Source organism: Streptomyces sp. NBC_01450 (assembly GCF_036227505.1).
Lineage (GTDB): Bacteria > Actinomycetota > Actinomycetes > Streptomycetales > Streptomycetaceae > Streptomyces.
This window is the reverse complement of the sequence record NZ_CP109480.1, coordinates 6,603,923-6,623,975: the sequence shown is the minus strand read 5'-3', so window position 1 is coordinate 6,623,975 and position 20,053 is coordinate 6,603,923. Positions and strand designations below refer to the sequence as shown.

Annotated in this window: 14 protein-coding genes; 7 read left to right on the top strand and 7 right to left on the bottom strand. The window is 71.3% G+C overall.

Annotated features, from left to right (window positions below; genetic code table 11):
* The first annotated feature begins 116 nt into the window (after positions 1 to 116).
* Positions 117 to 1,322: a L,D-transpeptidase gene (locus OG568_RS29610; RefSeq protein ID WP_443077889.1), complete on the top strand. Its 1,206-nt coding sequence runs from the start codon at positions 117 to 119 to the stop codon at positions 1,320 to 1,322.
* 157 nt (positions 1,323 to 1,479) lie between these two features.
* On the top strand, positions 1,480 to 2,229 hold the full coding sequence (locus OG568_RS29605; protein WP_266583019.1) for a DUF6227 family protein: 750 nt from the start codon (positions 1,480 to 1,482) through the stop codon (positions 2,227 to 2,229).
* A 65-nt stretch (positions 2,230 to 2,294) separates the two neighbouring features.
* Here OG568_RS29605 and OG568_RS29600 read toward each other — a convergent pair whose 3' ends face one another.
* From OG568_RS29600 to OG568_RS29585, 4 genes are all read right to left on the bottom strand, one after another.
* The gene (locus OG568_RS29600; protein WP_329533749.1) at positions 2,295 to 2,552 is read right to left on the bottom strand and encodes a hypothetical protein; all 258 of its coding nucleotides are present in this window, start codon (positions 2,550 to 2,552) and stop codon (positions 2,295 to 2,297) included.
* 88 nt (positions 2,553 to 2,640) lie between these two features.
* Entirely contained in the window at positions 2,641 to 4,689 is a 2,049-nt protein-coding gene (locus OG568_RS29595) for a PTS fructose transporter subunit IIABC (RefSeq protein ID WP_329533748.1), read from the bottom strand.
* 184 nt (positions 4,690 to 4,873) lie between these two features.
* On the bottom strand, positions 4,874 to 5,827 hold the full coding sequence (gene pfkB, locus OG568_RS29590; RefSeq protein ID WP_266583025.1) for a 1-phosphofructokinase: 954 nt from the start codon (positions 5,825 to 5,827) through the stop codon (positions 4,874 to 4,876).
* Positions 5,824 to 6,585, bottom strand: coding sequence for a DeoR/GlpR family DNA-binding transcription regulator (locus OG568_RS29585; protein ID WP_266433746.1), 762 nt, complete (start codon positions 6,583 to 6,585; stop codon positions 5,824 to 5,826). The genes pfkB and OG568_RS29585 overlap by 4 nt, the downstream gene beginning before the upstream one ends.
* A gap of 224 nt (positions 6,586 to 6,809) precedes the next feature.
* Between OG568_RS29585 and OG568_RS29580 the strand changes: the two genes are divergently transcribed.
* From OG568_RS29580 to fxsT, 4 genes are all read left to right on the top strand, one after another.
* Positions 6,810 to 7,616: a toll/interleukin-1 receptor domain-containing protein gene (locus OG568_RS29580; protein ID WP_329533747.1), complete on the top strand. Its 807-nt coding sequence runs from the start codon at positions 6,810 to 6,812 to the stop codon at positions 7,614 to 7,616.
* Positions 7,613 to 9,124 (top strand): VMAP-C domain-containing protein, encoded by a 1,512-nt coding sequence (locus tag OG568_RS29575; RefSeq protein ID WP_329533746.1) that lies wholly within the window; start codon positions 7,613 to 7,615, stop codon positions 9,122 to 9,124. Before OG568_RS29580 ends, OG568_RS29575 begins: the two co-directional genes overlap by 4 nt.
* Before the next feature lie 91 nt (positions 9,125 to 9,215).
* Complete coding sequence (locus tag OG568_RS29570) at positions 9,216 to 10,271, top strand: MoxR family ATPase (protein ID WP_329533745.1); 1,056 nt, start codon at positions 9,216 to 9,218, stop codon at positions 10,269 to 10,271.
* A complete protein-coding gene (gene fxsT / locus OG568_RS29565) occupies positions 10,268 to 14,128 on the top strand; it encodes an FxSxx-COOH system tetratricopeptide repeat protein (RefSeq protein WP_329533744.1) in 3,861 nt (1,286 codons plus the stop codon). Before OG568_RS29570 ends, fxsT begins: the two co-directional genes overlap by 4 nt.
* 69 nt (positions 14,129 to 14,197) lie before the next feature.
* Here the strand turns inward: fxsT and OG568_RS29560 are convergent, their stop codons facing one another.
* Complete coding sequence (locus OG568_RS29560) at positions 14,198 to 15,973, bottom strand: HEXXH motif domain-containing protein (protein ID WP_329533743.1); 1,776 nt, start codon at positions 15,971 to 15,973, stop codon at positions 14,198 to 14,200.
* Between the two features lie 591 nt (positions 15,974 to 16,564).
* On the opposite strand from OG568_RS29560, the gene OG568_RS29555 reads away from it, so the two are divergent.
* The gene (locus tag OG568_RS29555) at positions 16,565 to 17,776 is read left to right on the top strand and encodes an IS110 family transposase (protein WP_329533076.1); all 1,212 of its coding nucleotides are present in this window, start codon (positions 16,565 to 16,567) and stop codon (positions 17,774 to 17,776) included.
* Between the two features lie 27 nt (positions 17,777 to 17,803).
* Here the strand turns inward: OG568_RS29555 and OG568_RS29550 are convergent, their stop codons facing one another.
* Positions 17,804 to 18,211, bottom strand: coding sequence for a hypothetical protein (locus OG568_RS29550; RefSeq protein ID WP_329536432.1), 408 nt, complete (start codon positions 18,209 to 18,211; stop codon positions 17,804 to 17,806).
* Between the two features lie 203 nt (positions 18,212 to 18,414).
* Positions 18,415 to 19,992 (bottom strand): MFS transporter, encoded by a 1,578-nt coding sequence (locus OG568_RS29545; RefSeq protein WP_329533742.1) that lies wholly within the window; start codon positions 19,990 to 19,992, stop codon positions 18,415 to 18,417.
* Between the last annotated feature and the right edge of the window lie 61 nt (positions 19,993 to 20,053).

Below are 20,053 nucleotides of genomic sequence, written 5' to 3'. Positions count from 1 at the left end.
TGGTGTTGGGCCGGGGACGGAGGGAACCCTTCGCGGCGCCGCTCGCTCTTTTCCCACGCACTGGAGCGGATCACGCACATCACGAGAAACTGGAGCAGCCCGTGGCAACGCCGAACATGACAGCGCGGCGCGCACTGGGGGCCTGTGCCGCCCTGATGGTCGGCGCCCTCACCCTGACCGGCTGCGGTGGCAACGCCAACGCCGACACCGACAGCGGCAAGGACGGCGGCAACTCGGCCAAGACGTCCACGGCGAAGATCGCCATCTCGGCCAAGGACGGCTCGACGGACGCGTCCATCAACGCGACCGGCGTGAAGGTCAGCGACGGCAAGCTGACGGACGTGAAGATGACGGTGTCGGGGTCCGGGACGGCGGTGCCGGGGGCGATCACCGCGGACGGGACCGGCTGGAAGCCGACGGCGCAGTTGGAGCGCGGGACGAAGTACCAGATCTCGGCGACCGCGAAGGACGCGAGCGGACGTACGGCGGCCGCCAACTCCATCTTCACGACGGTCTCCTCGAGCAACAGCTTCATCGGCACGTACACGCCCGACAACGGCACCACGGTCGGCGTCGGAATGCCGGTGTCGTTCAACTTCGACAAGGTGATCAGCAACCAGAAGGCCGTGCAGTCGCACATCACGGTCACCTCCAGCAGCGGGCAGCAGGTGGCCGGGCACTGGTTCGGGGCGCAGCGGCTCGACTTCCGGCCCGAGGAGTACTGGAAGGCCGGTTCCAAGGTCACGATGAAGATCGACCTGGACGGCGTCGAGGGCGCGAACGGCGTCTTCGGGGTGCAGAAGAAGACGGTCACCTTCACCATCGGCCGCTCCCAGGTCTCCACGGTCGACGTCGACACGCAGACCATGACGGTCGTGCGCGACGGCAAGACGTTCAAGACGGTGCCGATCTCGGCGGGCAGCCCGGAGCACACCACGTACAACGGGCAGATGGTGATCTCCGAGAAGTTCGTCCAGACGCGGATGAACGGCTCGACGGTGGGCTACGGCGGCGAGTACGACATCCCGGACGTGCCGCACGCGATGCGACTGACGTCCTCGGGGACGTTCATTCACGGCAACTACTGGTACAACCGCGGGAACCCGCCCTTCGGACAGCAGGGCACCAGCCACGGCTGCGTCGGTCTTGCCGATGTGCAGGGCGCGCAGGGGGACACCAGCGCGAAGTGGTTCTACGACAACTCCCTGGTCGGAGATGTCGTAGTGGTGAAGAACTCGCCCGACAAGAGCGTCTCGCCGGACAACGGACTGAACGGCTGGAACATGTCCTGGAGTGCGTGGACCGCGGGAAGTACGGTCTGACCTGGGGCTGTCGACGTCTCGGCGGGCCGCGCGGGAACTCGCCGCGTGGCCCGCTCGTTTTCTGTCCGTACGTTTTCTCGGTTCACAGGAATGATGTCCGACCGAGGGGCTACGGTATGCACCCACAAGGTGACATGCAGCAACGCCGGGAGAAGCCTTGAGCGTTCCGTACGAGACAGCAGCGTACGAACCACCCGAGTCGCCCGAGTCTCCGGAGGAGCACCTCGAGCGGCTCCTCGGCCGTGCCCTGAACTCCTTCGAGCTGCCCGACGAGACGATAAGGCGGCTCGACTGCGCGCTGGCGCAGGACAGTTCGTTGCACTCCGCGCACCACAGCGCGGGGCTGCACCGCGAAACGTATCGGCACACCTGGCTGCTCGCCGACGGCTCGGCGGTCACGTTGTGGGAGCTCGTGCACAACACGGCGCTCGGGAGTGAGCCGCAGCACGAGGTGTACGTCGACGAGGAGGAGCTGCGCGCCGCCACGGCCCGGCTGCCGCTGCCGCCGGACGCGCCGGATTTCGAACTGCCCGTGATGGTCCATCTGTCGCCGATCCCCGAGCCGCAGCACGTCTACCTGACCGACGACTCGGCGGATCACGCGCGGCGGTTGCTGCGGCGGGCGGAGAACACCGACCGGCCGGGACCCGACATCACGACGCCGCTGCTGCGCACCGCGTTCGCGCACCAGATCACCCAGGCCTTCGGGCGCCCCTGCCGGGCGGGCCAGGTCGGGCTGTGCTTCTCGCTCTACGAGCACGCGTTCCTGCTCCGCGACGGCCAGGAGATCTCCCTGTGGGAGGTCGAGCACACGGCGACGCCGGACGGCCGGCACATGTGCGAGGTCTATCCGACGGAGCACGCCGCACGGGCCGCCATGGAACGCCGGGCGGCGCGGCTCGCCTAGGGCCTGGCCGGTCGGTCACGGCGGAGAGGCCGTAGAGCTCGGCCTGTCGAACCGAGCCCCGCCCGTCAGGGGCGGCTGTCGCTGAACTGGCGCACCAGGCCGGCGAAGGCGGCGCGTTCCTCGGGGGTGAGTTCCACGGACTCCGAGACCGGGCCGGAGCGGCGCTGACGGGGCAGGGCGCGGAGCACCTGCCCGTGGTGGCGGACGGCGGCCCCGGCGCGGGCGCGGCGCAGGAGGCGGGACAGGCCGACGACCCAGATGACGGTCGCGAGGGTGAGGACGGCCACGCCCATCAGCTGGAGGATCGGCACATGCTCAGGCATACGCCCCAGTAGACACCACGGTCCGGGGCTTTGGCCCCGGACCGTGACGTATCTCGCAGATGCCCTAAAAGGGCGAGTAGTTGGCCGTTCAGGCCGCGACCGGCTCCTTGGGGTCGACCTTCGTCGCTGTCGCGGCGTCGGCGACCCCCGTACCGGCCCCCTCGGGGGCCTGCTTGCGCATGCCCTTCAGGAGGACCACCAGGGCGGCGCTGACACAGACACCGGCCGCGATGGCGATCAGGTAGAGGAAGGGGTTGCCGATCAGCGGGACCACGAAGATGCCGCCGTGCGGGGCCCGCAGTGTGGCGTCGAAGACCATCGACAGGGAGCCGGTGACCGCGCCGCCGACCATGGCGGACGGGATGACGCGCAGCGGGTCGGCCGCCGCGAACGGGATCGCGCCCTCCGAGATGAAGGAGGCGCCGAGCACCCAGGCCGCCTTGCCGTTCTCCCGCTCGGTCTGCGTGAAGAGCTTGCCGCGCACGGTCGTGGCGAGCGCCATGGCCAGCGGCGGAACCATGCCCGCCGCCATCACGGCCGCCATGATCTTCATCGCCGAGTCACTGGGGTTGGCGACCGCGATACCGGCCGTGGCGAAGGTGTAGGCGACCTTGTTGACCGGACCACCGAGGTCGAAGCACATCATCAGGCCGAGCAGCGCGCCGAGCAGGACGGCGTTGGTGCCGGTGAGGCCGTTGAGCCAGTCGGTCATGCCCTTCTGCGCGGAGGCGATGGGCTTGCCGATGACCACGAACATCAGGAATCCGACGATCGCCGCCGAGATCAGCGGGATCACCACCACCGGCATGATGCCGCGCAACGCCGCCGGGATCTTCACCTTCTGGATCCCGATCACCACGCCACCGGCGATGAGACCGGCGGCCAGACCGCCGAGGAAGCCCGCGTTGATGGTGAGGGAGATCGCGCCGCCGACGAAGCCGGGCACGAGACCTGGCCGGTCCGCCATGCCGTAGGCGATGTAGCCGGCCAGGACCGGGACGAGGAAGCCGAAGGAGACGACGCCGATCTGGAAGAACAGCGCGCCCCAGCTGTCCGCCTGGGTCCACATGAAGTGGTCCATGACCGACGGTGCCTTGTTGACCGTGTAGCCGCCGATCGCGAACCCGAGGGCGATCAGCAGACCGCCCGCGGCGACGAACGGGACCATGTAGCTGACGCCGGACATCAGCCACTTGCGGAGCTTGCTGCCGTATCCCTCGGCGGAGTCGCCGGAGCGCTCCACCGGCGTACCGGGCGCGGAGCCCGCGCTGACCTCGCCGCGCGCGGCCTTGCCACGCACCTCGGTGATCAGCTCGGCGGGCTTGTTGATGCCCGCCTTCACACCGACGTCGACGGTGGGCTTGCCGGCGAACCGGTCCTTGTCCCGTACGGGCACGTCGTGCGCGAAGATCACACCGTCCGCGGCCGCGATGACCGCCGGGTCGAGCCGGGTGAAGCCGGCCGAGCCCTGCGTCTCGACGACGAGCTCGACGCCCGCCTCGCGGCCCGCGTTCTCCAGCGACTCGGCCGCCATGTAGGTGTGCGCGATGCCGGTGGGGCAGGAGGTGACGGCGACGATCCGGAACGGACGCTCACTCGTGGTGGTACCCGTGGCGGTGTCGGCGGAGGCCGCCGCCGACACCGCCACGGAGTTCTGGGAGCCCTCGGGCGCGGTCGAGGCCGCGGCCGCCGGGGACTTGTCCCCGCGGATGAGCGCGGCCGCGGCCGCCGCGTCGTCCACGGCCCGCAGCGCGGACGTGAACTCGGCGTTCATGAGCTGACGGGCCAGCGCCGACAGGATCGTCAGATGCGCGTCGTCGGCGCCCGCCGGAGCGGCGATCAGGAAGATCAGGTCGGCGGGGCCGTCCGGCGCGCCGAAGTCGATCCCGGCCGCGCTGCGCCCGAAGCCGAGCGTCGGCTCGGTGACGTGTTCGCTGCGGCAGTGCGGGATGCCGATCCCGCCGTCGAGGCCGGTGGGCATCTGGGCCTCGCGGGCGGCCACATCGGCGAGGAAGCCTTCGAGGTCGGTCACCCGCCCCAGGGTCACCATGCGCTCGGCGAGGGCGCGTGCCGCCGCCTCTTTGGTCTCGGCGGACAGGTCGAGATCGACCAGGTCCGCGGTGATCATCTCGCTCATCGCGGGCTCCTTCGCACGCGTATCGCCCGGGGGAAGTGGGCGGGGGTGGGGACGGGGGTGCCGCACTCGGGGAGGGCGGGGTCTACGGGAGTGGCGGAGGCGGGGCCGGGGAAACCCCGCCTCATCAGGGCCTGTTCAGGGGGTGCGGCCGCGGCGGCACCGGTCGTCAGGACAGCTGGGTTCGTCATGACACGGGCTCCGTGAGTACGCGGTCCGCGGGGACCTCCGACGTGACGGTCACGGCGGAGGGGTCTAGGTCGGCCGGGCCTGGCATCACACTGCCGGGCAGCTGTACGGCCGCGGCGCCGTGGGCGACGGCGGAGGCGAGGGCCTCCGGGCCGCGGCCGCCGGCGATCAGGAAACCGGCGAGGGAGGAGTCGCCGGCGCCCACGTTGCTGCGTACGGCCTCCACCCGTGCGCTGCCGAACCAGGCGCCCGAGCCGTCCACGAGCAGCTGTCCGTCCGCGCCGAGGCTCGCGAGCACGGCGTCGGCGCCCATCTCACGCAGTTCCTCGGCGGCCTTGACGGCGTCGCCGACGGTGGCGAGGGGGCGCCCGACGGCTTCGGCGAGCTCCTCGGCGTTGGGCTTCACCACGTCGGGCCGCTCACGCAGCGCCGCGAGCAGCGCGGGGCCGGAGGTGTCGAGCGCGATCCGGGCGCCCGCCGCGTGGGCGCGGGCGACGAGGTCGGCGTACCAGGAAGGACCGAGTCCGCGCGGCAGGCTGCCGCAGCAGGTGATCCAGTCGGTGTCGCCGAAACGATACTGCTGACGCACCGTCTCAAGGAGCAGCTCCGCCTCGGCGGCGGTGAGTTCGGGCCCGGGGGCGTTGATCTTCGTGAGCGTGCCGTCCGGCTCGGCGACCGAGATGTTCGAACGGGTGGCTCCGGCGACCGGGACCGGCGCGACCTCGATGCCCTGCGCGTGGAGCAGCTCGGCGACGAGCGCGCCGGGCGCGCCGCCCAGCGGCAGCACGGCGACCGTGCGCTGCCCCGCCGCCGCGACCGCGCGCGAGACGTTCACACCCTTGCCGCCCGGGTCCACGCGTTCGCCGGTGGCCCGGATGACCTCACCGCGGTCGAGCGACGGGACCTCGTACGTACGGTCGAGGGAGGGGTTGGGGGTGACGGTCAGGATCATGCGCGCACTACTTCCGTGCCACCGCGCTCGATGTCGGTGGCGTCTTCGGGGCTCAGCCCGCTGTCGGTGATCAGCAGGTCCACGTCGCTCAGGTCGCCGAAGCGGGCGAAGTGCTCCTGGCCGTGCTTGGAGGAGTCGGCGAGCAGCACCACGCGGCGCGCGGCACGGATGGCCGCGCGCTTCACGGCGGCCTCGGCGAGGTCGGGGGTGGTCAGTCCGTGCTGGGCGGAGAAGCCGTTGGCCGCGACGAACAGGACGTCGGCGCGGATCTCGGCGTACGCACGCAGCGCCCAGGCGTCCACGGCGGCGCGCGTACGGTGCCGGACGCGCCCTCCGACCAGGTGGAGCTGGATGCCGGGGTGGTCCGCGAGGCGGGCCGCGATCGGCAGGCTGTGCGTGACGACGGTGAGCGTCGCCTCCAGCGGAAGGTCCCCGGCGAGCCGGGCGATCGTGCTGCCCGCGTCGAGGATCATCGTGCCCTCGTCCGGCAGCTCGGCGACCGCGGCCTGTGCGATGCGGTCCTTCTCGTCGGCCGCGGTGGACTCGCGCTCGGCGAGATCGGGCTCGAAGTCCAGCCGCCCGGCCGGTATGGCACCGCCGTGCACCCGCCGCAGGAGTCCCGCGCGGTCGAGGGCCTTCAGGTCGCGGCGGATGGTCTCCGCGGTGACCTGGAACTCCTCGGCCAGCGAGAGCACGTCCACCCGACCGCCGTCACGGGCGAGCCGGAGAATCTCCTGCTGCCGCTCCGGTGCGTACATGTCCGTTCGCCTCCGATTACTGTGCGGCCGATGCCCGAACTTGTGGTTTCAGTCGGGAGGCTACGCCCGGATTTCCGGAAAGTAAACAGGTTCGGGCCCCAGGTGGACACAAACGGGCATCGAGGTGGGCCTCTCCCTCGCTCGTTCCGGCCTCGCAGAAGCCCTGACGCCGTGTCATCGCGTCCGTATCCTGGACTGCGGGACACAACTTCTCGGGGGGTGTTGTGGACAGGGACGGTCTCCGCGCCCGCCCGGACCATGACTGGCAGCAGGCCGTGGTCCAGGCGCTGTGCGATTCCCCGGTCCTGGGCGACCGCGGCGTCCGCGCGATGCTGGCCGAGCTGATCGGCGACCGGCTGGGACGGCCGGTGGTCCTGCGGGAACAGGCGACCACGCGGCTGCAGCTGCTCGAACTGGTGCGGTTCTGCGTCCGCGAGGAGATCGCGGCGAACCACGGACTGTCCGCGCTGGCCGACGCGGTGTCACTGCTGGAGGGCCACAGCCGGACGGCCGACGCCGTCATCGAGCTCGTACGAGAGAAGGCACCGCCCCGGGCCCCCTCGCGCACCGACCGCCCCCTTCACCTGCTCGTCTCCTACGTCGTCGCCGACCTGGCGTGGACCGCCTGGATCGCCTGGCACCTGGAGGAGGCGGGCATCGGCGTGCTCCTCGACGAGCCGGGCCTCCCGCCGGGCGACCGCGCGCCGACCGGGCTGCTGGGCGGTCTGGAGCGGAGTGACCGCGCCCTCGCCGTGCTGTCCCCGGCCTACGTCGCCTCCGCGCACGTCCATCAGGCCTGGCAGGCCGTGCACGACCGCAGCCCCGAGGCCATGGCCGGGATGCTGGTGCCGGTCATGGTGGAGCCGTGCCGACCCCGTCGGCCGCTGTCCACGGTCGCGTACACCGACCTCACGGGCCTCGGCGAGGACGAGGCCCGCACCCGGCTGCTGGCCGCCCTCGGCGTCACCCCCGCGGTCCCCACCCGGCACGCCGCACCTCCGCGCTTTCCCGACCCGGCGGGCCGACCTTGACGGGACAGGGCGGCGCGGGCCGCCACAATCCGGCGTTACGTATACGGGAGCGGATCGGCGAGGAGACGCTCGGCGCACTGCTCGGGGTCCCCGCGCTCCACGACCGCTACGCACGCGCCCTGCTGACCGACCTGGTGGGCGAGGCGGTGGGGCAACGGGCCGACCTGCGGGAACAGGCCACCGTGCCGCTGCAACTGCTGGAACTGTTCCGTTTCTGCACGCGGCACCAGGACGGACTGTCGGCGCTCGCACGGAAGCTGCCGATGCTGGAGCCGGGCTGCCCGCAGGGACCCGTCGTGCAGCGGCTCGCCGACGAATGGACGGCCGTGGACTCGCTCGACGGCCTGCCGGACGTCACCGGCTCCTGGCAGTTCCTCGGTGACACCCTGACCACGCTGACCATGTCGTACGCCATGCGCACGGCCCTCGTCCGGACGGCCACCGACGCCAGGGTCTGCGCACCGCCACCGCACGCCGACACCTGCTGGCACGACTTCCTGCACATGGCCGGGCAGGGGGCCGCGCGCGGTGGGCTGCCGCCCTGGATGGTCTACCTCGACCGCGTTGCCGACGCGATGGGCCACCCCGTCGCGGTCGAACTGCTCGCACGCAACCGGCAGTGGGCCCTGAGCTGCGACCTGGCCGAGCTGCTCGACCTCGACCGCGTCCGGACTCCGGCACCACCGCCGGCGGTCAGGCCGGGCCAGGAGTACCTGGCGATCCACATCGCGCCGGACCCGTTGGAGGACGGGCGATACACGGTCTCGCACTCCCTCATGTCCGACGCCGGCGGCCCGAACTGGCAGCACGGCGACCCGATGCAGCGGGTGCCGACCGACGGGCTGCAGCACGCCGTGACCCGCGTCATCAAAGCGGTCGAAGGGGGCGGCGGCGACCGGCTGGCCCATGTGTGGCTGGAGTTCGTGCTCCCCTTCGAACTGCTCAACCTGCCCGTCGACTGGTGGCCCCGGGACACCGCCGAAGTACCGAACGTACCGCTCGCGGTGGACTACCCGGTGGTCGTGCGCAGCCTCGACCGGCTGCAGAACCGGGACTGGTACCGGTTCTGGCGTACCCGCTGGCAGCAGCTGGCGCGCGACGAGCACCCGTCGGAGTCGGTGTACGTCAACGTCGCGCACAAGAACGGCAACCATCTGCGCGGCCTGGAGGCCCGCCTCGGGGACAACGAGCACTGCGTGGCCCTGGTGCTGAGCGAGCCGCCGCTGCCCGACCGGGGAAACGGCCGCCGGGAGCTGCAGGCGGCCCTGCGCAGCGGGCTGCCCGTGGTGATCTGGCACCGTGCCGGCCGCTCCACCGAGGAGTTCCGGGGCGTCCTCGACGGACTCCTCACCGAGGGCCTGTCGCGGTTCCCCGCCAAGGTGGCCGCCTACCGCCGCCGTGCGGCGATCGACGCCGCCGACGACGAGGACGCCGCGCACATCGGCCGTCATCTCGCGGTCCTGTGGGACGACCCCGACCGCAAACCCGTACGCCCCGAGCCACCGTGACCACAGACCGGGTGACCAGGGACCACGGGGTCACCGGGCCACCGGGCCACCGGGCCACCGGGCCACCGGGATACGGAGCCACGGACCAGCAGTGCGGACCGGCACCACCGGTACGGACATCGCAGCCCAGTCGTCGTACGGAGGGACTCCGCTCATGCCGCCGAACAGCCAGTCGTGGGGACTGTACCGAGGCACGGGGCTGCCCGGTGCGACACCGGAGGAGTGGCCCGAGGCACCGGCCTGGCGCAGCTTCGGCGGCGGCCCCGAGCTTCCCCCGCCCCCTGTCGACGACCCGTACGCCCGCGCGGTGCTGGGCGACATCGGACAGCCGCTGCCGGCTCCGCCGGACGAGGTGGCCCGGGTGAACGTGGCACTGCACCTGCGCCGCCCCCTGCTCGTCACCGGCGAGCCCGGCACCGGCAAGTCGTCCCTCGCCTACCGCATCAGCGCGGAGCTCGGCCTCGGCCGCGTCCTGCGCTGGCAGATCACCTCCCTGAGCACACTCCGGGAGGGCCTGTACGACGGCCCGTACGAGGGCCGCGGCGACGGCGGACGCGAGGGTGAGCACGGCGGGGGGATCCGGCTCGGTCCGCTGGGTACCGCCTTCCTGCCCTACCGCAGGCCCCGTGTGCTGCTGATCGACCGGCTGGACCGGGCCGAGATCAGCCTGCCCGAGGACCTGTGCACGGTACTGACGGCCGGGGGGTTCGTCCTGCCCGGCGCCGGCTCCACCGACCCGCGGGTGTCGTCCCACGACGATCCGTCGGCCGCGGTGCCCCTGCCCGACAGGGCGGTGCGCTGCCGTGCCTTTCCCGTCGTGGTCATCACCACCACGGGTGAGCGGGATCTGCCGCCGGATCTCGTACGCCGCTGTGTGACCCTGCGGTCCCGGCGGCCCGAACCGGACCTGCTGCGCGCCATCGCCGCGAACCGGTTCCCGTCAAAGCCCGGACGTCCCGGCCCGGCGCCGGACGCGGTGGACGCCTTCGTCGAACGGGCCGCCGCTGCCGAGGGACCGGTGGTGGAACGGTTCCTGGACGCACTCCGGCTGGCCGCCGACGGTGTTCTGGGGGCCGTGGCGGAGGGCGGCAACTGGCAGGAGGCCGTCGACACCCTCTGGCAGTGGACCGCGCCGGAGGAGCCATGACCGGGCCCGGCTCGTTTCCCTCGGCCCTCCCGCCGGGGCTCCCGCAGGCCATGCGGCGCGTCGGCTCCGCGCTCGGCAGGACCGGTGCCCGGGACGTGGCGGTGGTGGTCGACACCGGGCCGACGATGGGGATCTGGCAGCCGACGGTCCACGAGTTCACCACGACGCTGCACCGGTGCGGCGCCTTCGGCCGGATCACCACGCACCGGCTGCCGTACGGGCACAGCGCCGACCCGGCGACACTGCCGCGTCACCGCGCCGGCACCCGGCTGACCCTGCTCCTCACCGATGGCGCGGGCCCGCGCTGGCACACCCACGAGGTGGAACCGCTGCTTCGCCGCTGGGGCCAGTCCGGACCGCTCGCGCTGATCCATCTGCTGCCGCACCCGGTGTGGCACGCGACGGGGCTGCGCGGCTGGCAGGTGCTGCTGCGCTCGCCCGCCCCGGGCGCGGCCAACCACCGGATGCGGTGGCGGCCCCGCGGCCTGGGCCCCGATGTCCACGACCTGCCGCCCGCCCACCGTCCCGACGTCGCCATCCCGTTGTTCGAACTCACGCCCCGGTGGCTGGAGGCTTGGTCCAGACTGCTGGGCGGGGCCCCGCCTTCCTGGCTGCCGATGACGGTGACGTTCCCACGCGCGCGCGTACCCGCGGGTCCGGTGGCGGCAGAACCCGTTCCCACCTCGGCGGCCCGGGTGGCGTTCTTCCAGTCGTCCGTGCCCCGCAACGTGTTCACGCTCGCCACCATGCTCTCCGCGATCCCCCTGACCGCCGCGCTGATCGAGGAAGTCAGAGGCGCGCTCGTGCCCGGCGCCTCCCTCACCGACTTCGCGCAACTGCTCGTGTACGACCTGGTCCGGCCGACGGACGGCGGGCACACCACCTTCGCGTTCGCCCCCGGGATCCGCGACGAGCTGCTGGCCACCGGACGGCGTACCGATGTGGTGCGGGTAGTCGAGTTGATCGGGGATCGCCGGGGATCCGGCGGGGAACACTTGTGGCGACTGCCCCGGTTGCTGCGCGGGGCCGCCGTGCACCGACTCCCGCCGGTCGACGCGGAGTCCGGGCCGTGGCTCATGGCCGAGAGCGCCGTGCTCCACGCTCTGTCCGGGCCGTTCCTGAAGCCGGCGAGGGAGGTCGACGAGGCCCTCGCGGCCGCCCCGGCCGACCGGAAACGCCCGCAGCGCGCACAGCAGCACGGCACCACCACACCCACAGCACGCGCAACACCCGCAACACCCACAGCACCCAGCGATGCCGTCGCCCGACCCCCGGGCGACGCCGACCGTCGGACCGATCAGGGGAAGAGGAGGCCGGTGATGCCGCAGCAGGCCCCGGCGAGCACGGTGGGCAACGGACGTACCGGGAGCACGCCCACGGTCTGGGGAAACATCCCGCCCAGGAATCCGAACTTCACGGGCCGCGAGGAACTCCTCGACAAACTGCGCGGGCGGCTGCTGCGGGAGAAGGCGACCGCCGTGCTGCCCCACACGCTGCACGGCATGGGCGGCGTCGGCAAGAGCCTGCTGGCCGTCGAGTACCTCTACCGCCGCATGGCGGACTACGACGTGGTCTGGTGGATCCCCGCGGAGCGCACCGCGCAGATCTCCCTGTCCCTGGTGGAACTGGCACCGCGCCTCGGCCTGCCGGCCGGGTCCGACGCCTCGTCGACCGTCGCCGCGGTGCTGGAGGCACTGCGCGTCGGCGTGCCCTACGCCAACTGGCTCCTGGTCTTCGACAACGCCGAAAGCCCCGAATCCGTGAAGCAGTTCTTCCCCGCCGGAGGACCTGGCAACATCCTCATCACCTCACGCAACCCCCAATGGGCCTCCATCGCCCGGCCATTGGAGGTCGACGTCTTCATGCGGGAGGAAAGCAAACAGCTGCTGCGCATACGCGGCCCGGAGATCAGCGACACGGACGCCGACCGGCTCGCGGAGGCACTCGGTGACCTGCCGCTCGCCATCGAGCAGGCCGCCGCCTGGCACGCGGAGACGGGCATGCCCGTGGACGAGTACCTGCACCTGCTCGACGAGAAACGCGTGGACCTGCTGCGCGGCACCGCGCCCCTCGACAACCCGCATCCGGTGATAGCCGCCTGGAACATCTCCCTGGACCGGCTGGAGGCCAAGAACCCGGCCGCGTACCAACTGCTCCAGCTGTGCTCCTTCTACGCGCCCGAACCGATCGCGCGGAGCATGTTCATGCGGATGCCGCCCAGCTCCATCACCCCTGAACTGGACGCCGCCCTGGAGGATCCGATCCGGCTGGGTCAGGCCATCCGTGACATCGGCCGCTACTCCCTGGCCCGCTTCAACCACCGCACCAACTCCCTGCAGATGCACCGGCTGGTGCAGGCCGCGCTGCAGTTCCGCATGACGGAGCAGGACCGGGCCACCATGCGGCACGGGGCCCATATGCTGCTGGTGGCGAGCGACCCCAACGATCCCAACAACGCGCTGCGCTGGGATCGCTACGGCACGCTCTATCCCCATGTGGTCGTCTCCGGCGCGATGGAGTCCGACGAGACCTGGGTACGCCGACTGGTGATGAACGAGGTCAGTTACCTGTTGCGCTGGGGCGACTACGAGTCCTGCCTGGAACTCGCCCGGTCCGCCTACGAGAACTGGTCCCACCGGATGGGCGAGGAACACACCCAGACCCTGCAGATAGCCCGCCTGCTGGGCTTCCTCCAGTTCAGCATGGGCCGTTACGAGGAAGCGGCCGAGCTCAACGCGACGACACTGGAGGCCTATCTCAGGTCGCTGGGTCCCCACCACCAGGACACCTTCGCCGCGCTCGGCAACGTCGCCATAGACCACCGCGTGCGCGGCGCGTTCACGGAGGCCCTCGAACTCTCCGACTCCGTGCACCAGCAGTATCTGGAGCTCATCGGTCCGGACGACCCGGAGACACTGCGCGCCGCGCACAACCTCGGTGTCAGCCTGCGTCTGGTGGGCAAGTTCGCCCGCGCCTACGAACTGGACCAGCAGACCTGGCGCAACCGCGCGGAGATTTTCGGGCAGGACCACATCACCTCGCTGCGCACCTGGCTCGGATTGATCGTCGACCTTCGTGAACTCGGCGCCCACGACACCGCGGTGACCCACCACCGCGAGATAACCGAGCAGGCCACCACACTGCTCGGCGACAGCAATCCGTTCACCCTGTCCTGCATCCGTCTCCTCGCCGTCGCGCTGCGCAAGGCCGGCGAGCACGAGGAGGCCGGGGCCACGGCGGAGCGCATCCGCGCCGAACTCGTACGCCGTTACGGCGACCGCAACCCCGAATCCATGGCGGCCACACTCGAGTTGACCATCCACCTGCGCCACCGGGGAAACCTGGACGAAGCGCTGCGTCTGGGTACCGAGATCTGCCATCGCTACGAAGAGACATACGGCAAACACCATCCCCATGCCCTGTCCGCCGCCGTGAACCTCGCGATCACCTACCGGCTGCTGGGCGACGCGGCGGCCGCACAGTACATCGACGCGGTGGCACTGGAGCAGCTCACACAGAGGCTGGGTGCGACCCATCCCTCGACGCTGGTGTGCCGCACCAACCTCGCCAGCGACCACTACGCACTCGGCGACCCGGCCCGCGCCCTGGACCTGGACACCGAAACGGTGCGCAGGTCCCGGGAGGTCTTCGACGCCGACCACCCCTCCACCCTGGCCTGTGCCGCGAACCTCGCGATGGACCTGCGGGCCGTGGGACGCGTCGAGGAGGCGGAGGCGCTGCACGGCGACACCCACAACCGTCTCCTGCGCGCCTTGGGCAGCGGTCACCCGGCGGTCGCCCAGGCCTCCGACTGGGATCACCGAGCGGACTGCGACATCGATCCGATGCCGCTGTGACGGACCCCGGGCCGCGGGCGTCGAGCCAGGCCACCGGCCCGGCCTGTGCAGGCGTCGGCGTCGGCGTCGCTACTTCGCGAGCCAGTGGGCCAGGAGTACCGGATCCGGCGAACCGGGCAGCAGATCACGGATGGCCAGGGCCAGTTCGGGATGTTCGGTCAGCGCGTTCCCCGCGGCCCGCTCGCCGCACTCGGCCAGCGCCAGGCCGAGCCCGGCCCAGGCCGCGGGCCTGGCGCCCGGACCGCTGAGCTCCTCGCTGTACAACTTGACCGCGGTCGCGGCGTCGCCGTCCACCAGCGCCAGATCGGCGGGGACGACACCGGCCACCTTCCGCGCGGGGTCCCCCGACGCGCGCAGGGCTTCGAACTCACCGGGAGCGACGAGGCTGAGGCGTGCCAGCAGCGCGAACGTATCCAGACGGCGGGCCTGTGGATCGGCACGCAACACGGGCTCGGGGTGGCGCGTGACGGCGTCCACGGGCCGCCCCGCGCGCCAGGCCTCCGCCAGTTCCTTCGCCTGCGCCGCGGGCACCTGGAGATGGTGTGCGTGCCAGGTCGCACGGTGGTGGACGGTCGCGAGACGCGCGAGGCGCTGTTCGCGCACCCCCACCCGCTCCACATGCCAGCCCGCGGTCTGTTCGTCCAGGCTGTCGATCAGCGCGTGCCCCGGCGCAGTGAGCGCACGGTGCTCGCGCAGGCTCCCCAGCACCGTGCGCACGGCGCTGCGCCACAGCGCGTACTCGAAGCCCGCGAGCCCCTCCACACCGCGGGTGCGCCAGTAGCGCGCGACGCCGGAGAAGGCGTACGCCCCGTGCACGAGCCCGCCGAGAGGGCGTGGATCGTCACGCCAGGGGGCGTAGAGCAGCTCGTCGCTCTCTTCGAACAGAGGCGTGAGAAAGATGAGGCCGTTGAGCAGGGTGTGCCGGAACTCGTGCAGGACGGCGACCCCGAGCTGTGCCGGGAGGACGTCCTCGTCCTCGTCCGGCTCCGACAGCAAGAGGCATCCGAACGCGTCGCTGGACGAAGCCGCCCGCGCGCGCAGCCGCTCGCCCCGTGGCAGCGGAACGACGGAGCGCAGCCCCGCGGTCAGGGCCCGGGCGCTGACCGGGTGATCGTCCACCAGCACCGTCCACATGCGGGCGACCCACCGCTGCCAGGAAGCGAACTGAGCGGATGAGAGCCGTCCGGACGCCGTCAGCGCCGGCACCGGCGCGTAGGGTCCCAGGTCGTCGAGGACGAGGGTCAGGGTCACTCCCCCGTGCTCCGCACGCAGCCGCCGCTGCCCCTCCCACCCCGGGGCGTCGTTCTCCCTGTCGTCCGGCAACGTCACCGTCACGCCGCCCGCGGCGACCCGGACCGCGCCGTCGTGCCCCCACACCTCGGCGGTTCCCCAGGGGTCGCCGCCGACGGTCGCCCGGCCGAGACCCGGCAGGAACACGCGTCCGTCCCGCACCGGCACGCGCGCACGGAAGTCGGCACCACCGGCGATGAACACGGCCGCCGCCAGCTGCCCGAGGAACCCCAGCTCCACGCGCAGTGGAGGCTCCCCCGAAGTCGCCGTCGGATCCGGGCGGGAGAGTCTGCGTACCAGGCTCGCCGCCCACACACCCACCTGCGGGTCGAGGAGCACCGTGCGGAAGACCGCCGGGGCCGCCCGCTCGGCGGCTTCGAGCAGCCGCCAGGCCCGGCGTACGTCGTCGGCGTCAGCCGCCGCGTCCAGGATCGCGCGCAACAGCAACAGACGTCGGCTCGACTCCGCGTCGAGCAGAAAGGCGACGGTTGACTCGTCCTCGGTGACGGAGTTCAGCGCGTGCAGGACGGGGTCGGAGAGGTGGTGAAGGCGCATCGGCAGGGCGCTTCCTCGTTCACGCAGTCGTGACGTGCGGGGCACTCCGCGGCGGACCGGCCAAGGCCCTAACCGCCGTCGCTGCCCGCGATCGTGGACATGGGACGGCCGACCCGGCGCCTCAGGCGCTCGATCGAAGGCCGCAGAACGGCGTCATCAAGGGCCGCGACCTCCTCGAGCGACAGCGCCGACAAGGTGGGAAGCCACGATTGCGGCGCCCCGGACCCCACCGCTTCACGGGGGGTGACGTGTTCCCTCGATGACATGGCGTCACCATAACGTGTGCTTTCCAGAAACGCTCAACCACTACCACAACGTGGTGTGCCCGCCCCGTTATGTTTTTCGCGGTCCTGCAAGAGGGCCGCTGGCCTCCGGGCCCGGTATGACTTTTGCCCCCTGTCGAAGGCATGACCTGGGGGGTGGTGTCGCCGGGCCTGGGAGGTGCCGTCGGAGACGCTGATGAGAGGTCCGGCCACCGCCCGGTCCGGCGCAATGCCGGACAGCTCGCGGGCGGCAGGTCTGCATAACGTGGATGCGCGCGTACGACACCACCGCCGAGGCCGGCACGTTCAACACCCTGGGAAGGGCGCGATGTTCGACCCCGAAGACGTGGGCGTGTTCCTCGGCCTGGACGTCGGCAAGAGTGCTCATCACGGCCACGGGCTCACCCCGGCCGGGAAGAAGGTCCTCGACAAGCAGCTGCCCAACAGCGAGCCGAAGCTGCGGGCCGTCTTCGACAAGCTCAAGGCCAAGTTCGGCACCGTCCTGGTGATCGTGGACCAGCCCGCCTCCATCGGCGCCCTCCCGCTCACCGTGGCCCGGGACGCGGGCTGCAAGGTCGCCTACCTGCCCGGACTGGCCATGCGCCGGATCGCCGACCTCTACCCGGGCGAGGCCAAGACCGACGCGAAGGATGCCGCGGTCATCGCGGACGCCGCCCGCACCCTGCCGCACACCCTGCGCTCGCTGGAACTCACCGACGAGATCACCGCCGAACTGACCGTGCTCGTGGGCTTCGACCAGGACCTTGCCGCCGAGGCCACCCGCACTTCCAACCGGATACGCGGCCTGCTCACCCAGTTCCACCCGTCGCTGGAACGCGTCCTGGGCCCGCGTCTGGACCACCAGGCCGTCACCTGGCTGCTGGAGCGCTACGGCTCCCCGACCGCCCTGCGCAAAGCCGGCCGCCGCAGGCTCGTCGAGCTCATCCGGCCCAAGGCCCCGCGCATGGCCGCCCGGCTGATCGACGACGTCTTCGACGCGTTGGACGAACAGACCGTCGTGGTCCCGGGGACCGGCACCCTCGACATCGTCGTGCCCTCCCTGGCCCGCTCGCTCGCCGCGGTCCACGAACAACGCCGGGCCCTGGAAGCCCAGATCAACGCCCTGCTGGAGGCACACCCTCTTTCCCCGGTCCTGACATCGATGCCCGGCGTCGGCGTCAGGACCGCCGCCGTCCTGCTGGTCACCGTCGGCGACGGCACCAGCTTCCCCACCGCAGCCCACCTCGCCTCCTACGCCGGACTTGCCCCGACCACGAAGTCGTCGGGCACCTCGATCCACGGCGAACACGCACCACGAGGCGGAAACCGGCAGCTCAAACGCGCCATGTTCCTCTCCGCCTTCGCCTGCATGAACGCCGATCCCGCCTCCCGCACCTACTACGACCGATGCCGGGCCCGCGGAAAGACCCACACCCAAGCCCTCCTCCGCCTCGCCCGCCAACGCATCAGCGTCCTGTTCGCCATGCTCCGCGACGGCACCTTCTACGAACCCCGCGTCCCCCAGGCGACGGCTGCATGAACCAGTCCACAGGAAGGCTGACGCAGATCAACACCATGGGTCGTCTGCCCATGCCGAGATATCTGCGGCCCCCCGACGGACAGCTTCTTCCGGGTCCCGGGCGAGCTTCCCGCAGGCCGCTGCGACGTCCGGCACACCGCCCGGTCCCACGAGCGCGTCATGCACCCCGGTCTGCAGCCACTCGGCCTGGTTGTCGTCAGCCTCGGCAACCGCGAGAGCGATAAGCCTTATGGCGGCCACCGTCCCCACCCGGGTCAAAGCCTCTGCCGTCTGCCGGGTCACCGCCGTGTCCTCGACGTCCAGCAGCAGCCCCACCAACGCTTCCGCAGCCTCAGAAACATCAGCGAAGGAAGCAAGGTCACGCCCGGCACGAACACGCTGGGTCCACGAAGGAGACGACGCCTCAGCCAAGGCTGCCTCCAACCCACTCGTCATCTCTGGCACGACCAGACAGTCTCACGCCCCACAGAGAAGATCGAACCCCGGGCAGAGGCTGCCCAGACGCTTGACGAAGAACATAGAGGCACCCCCCCCGGCGGCGGAGGAGGGCGGGCACACGACCAAAACGTCATTACCGAGACGTCATTACCGAGACGTCAGAACCAGAACGTCAGCACCAGAACGTCGGCACCAGGACGTCAGCCCATCAGCACCGGCTCACCGTCGGACGCCGGGGCGCCCGCCGCCGGGTTCGTGCCCTCCCGGTCGCCGAGCGGGGTGTCCTCCCCCGCCCCCTCCACATGCTGCGCCGGCCGCTTCGGCAGGGCGAACATCAGCAGGAAGATCGCCACCATCACCGCCACGACCCAGCCCAGCGCGTGCTGGAAGCCGTCGACGAAGGCCGGGCCCACCTGGGCGCGGGTCAAGTGGTCGCCGATCTGGCCGAAGAAGACCACGGACACCAGGCCGAGTCCGAGCGCGTTGCCCATCTGCTGCACGGTGTTGATGAGCCCGGACGCCGACCCGGAGTGTTCGCGCGGGACCTCCGACAGCACCGCGTCGGTCAGCGGGGCCACGATGAAGCCCATGCCCGCGCCCATGACGACCAGCGGAAGCGCCATCTGCCAGGGGGCGATGGACAGGCCGTACCGCTCGGACTCCCAGATGTAGAGCAGCACCCCGACCGCCATGATCAGCGCGCCCGCCTGGAGCACCTTGCGCCCGAAGCGCGGGACGAGCAGCTGCACCGACATGCCCGCCGCGGCCGAGACCGCGATCGAGAACGGGACCCCGGTCAGCCCCGCCCGCAGCGGCCGCCAGCCCAGGCCGACCTGCATGTACAGCGTCCAGACCAGGAAGAAGATGCCGAGGCCGACCCCGAAGACGGTCTGGACGGCGATGCCCGCGGCGAAGCTCTTCACCTTGAACAGGGACAGCTCGACCAGCGGCGATCCGTCCCGCGCCGCCTTGCGCTTCTCGTACGCCACCAGCGCCGCGAAGACGAGAAGGGCGCCGCCCATCGACACGTACCCCCACAGCGGCCAGCCCAGCTCACGCCCGCGCGTCAGCGGGTAGAGCAGCATGAGCAGGCCCAGCGTCACGAGGGCCATGCCGACGAGGTCGAGCTTGAGGGCCTTGGGGGCCTTCGACTCGCTGATGAAGCGTCGTCCCAGGATCAGCGCGGCGATGCCCACCGGCAGGTTGATGAGGAAGATCGGCCGCCACTCCAGACCGAACAGGTTCCACTCGGTAAGCAGCGCGCCGAGCAGCGGGCCGGACACGGCGCCCAGGCCGACGATCGCGCCGAAGAGCCCGAAGACCTTGCCCCGCTCGTGCGCCGGGAACGTCGCGTGCACGATCGACAGCACCTGCGGCACCATCAGCGCGGCCATCCCGCCCTGCAGGATGCGCGAGGCGACGAGCATCTCCGGGTTCGCGGCGAAGCCGCACAGCGCGGAGGCGATCGTGAAGCCGCCTATGCCGATCAGGAAGAGCCGCTTGCGTCCGTGGATGTCGCCGAGCCGCCCACCGGTGATGAGCCCGGCGGCGAAGGCGAGTGCGTAGCCGGCGGTGATCCACTGGATCTGGCCGACGGACGCGCCCTCGTCCCGCTGGATGGAGGGAATCGCGATGTTGACGATCGTGACGTCGACCAGGTCCATGAAGGCCGCGGTCATCACGATGGCGAGCGCGAGCCAGCGTCGCCGGTCGGCCCCGGCTGCCGGGCCCCGCGGCGGCTCGGCCGGGCTGCTGAGAGTGGTCTCGGTGGAGGTCATGGCTTGAAGGTAGGCTCCTATTAGGTCAGATCACGTCCTAGATGTGCGGCACTCTGGGAAA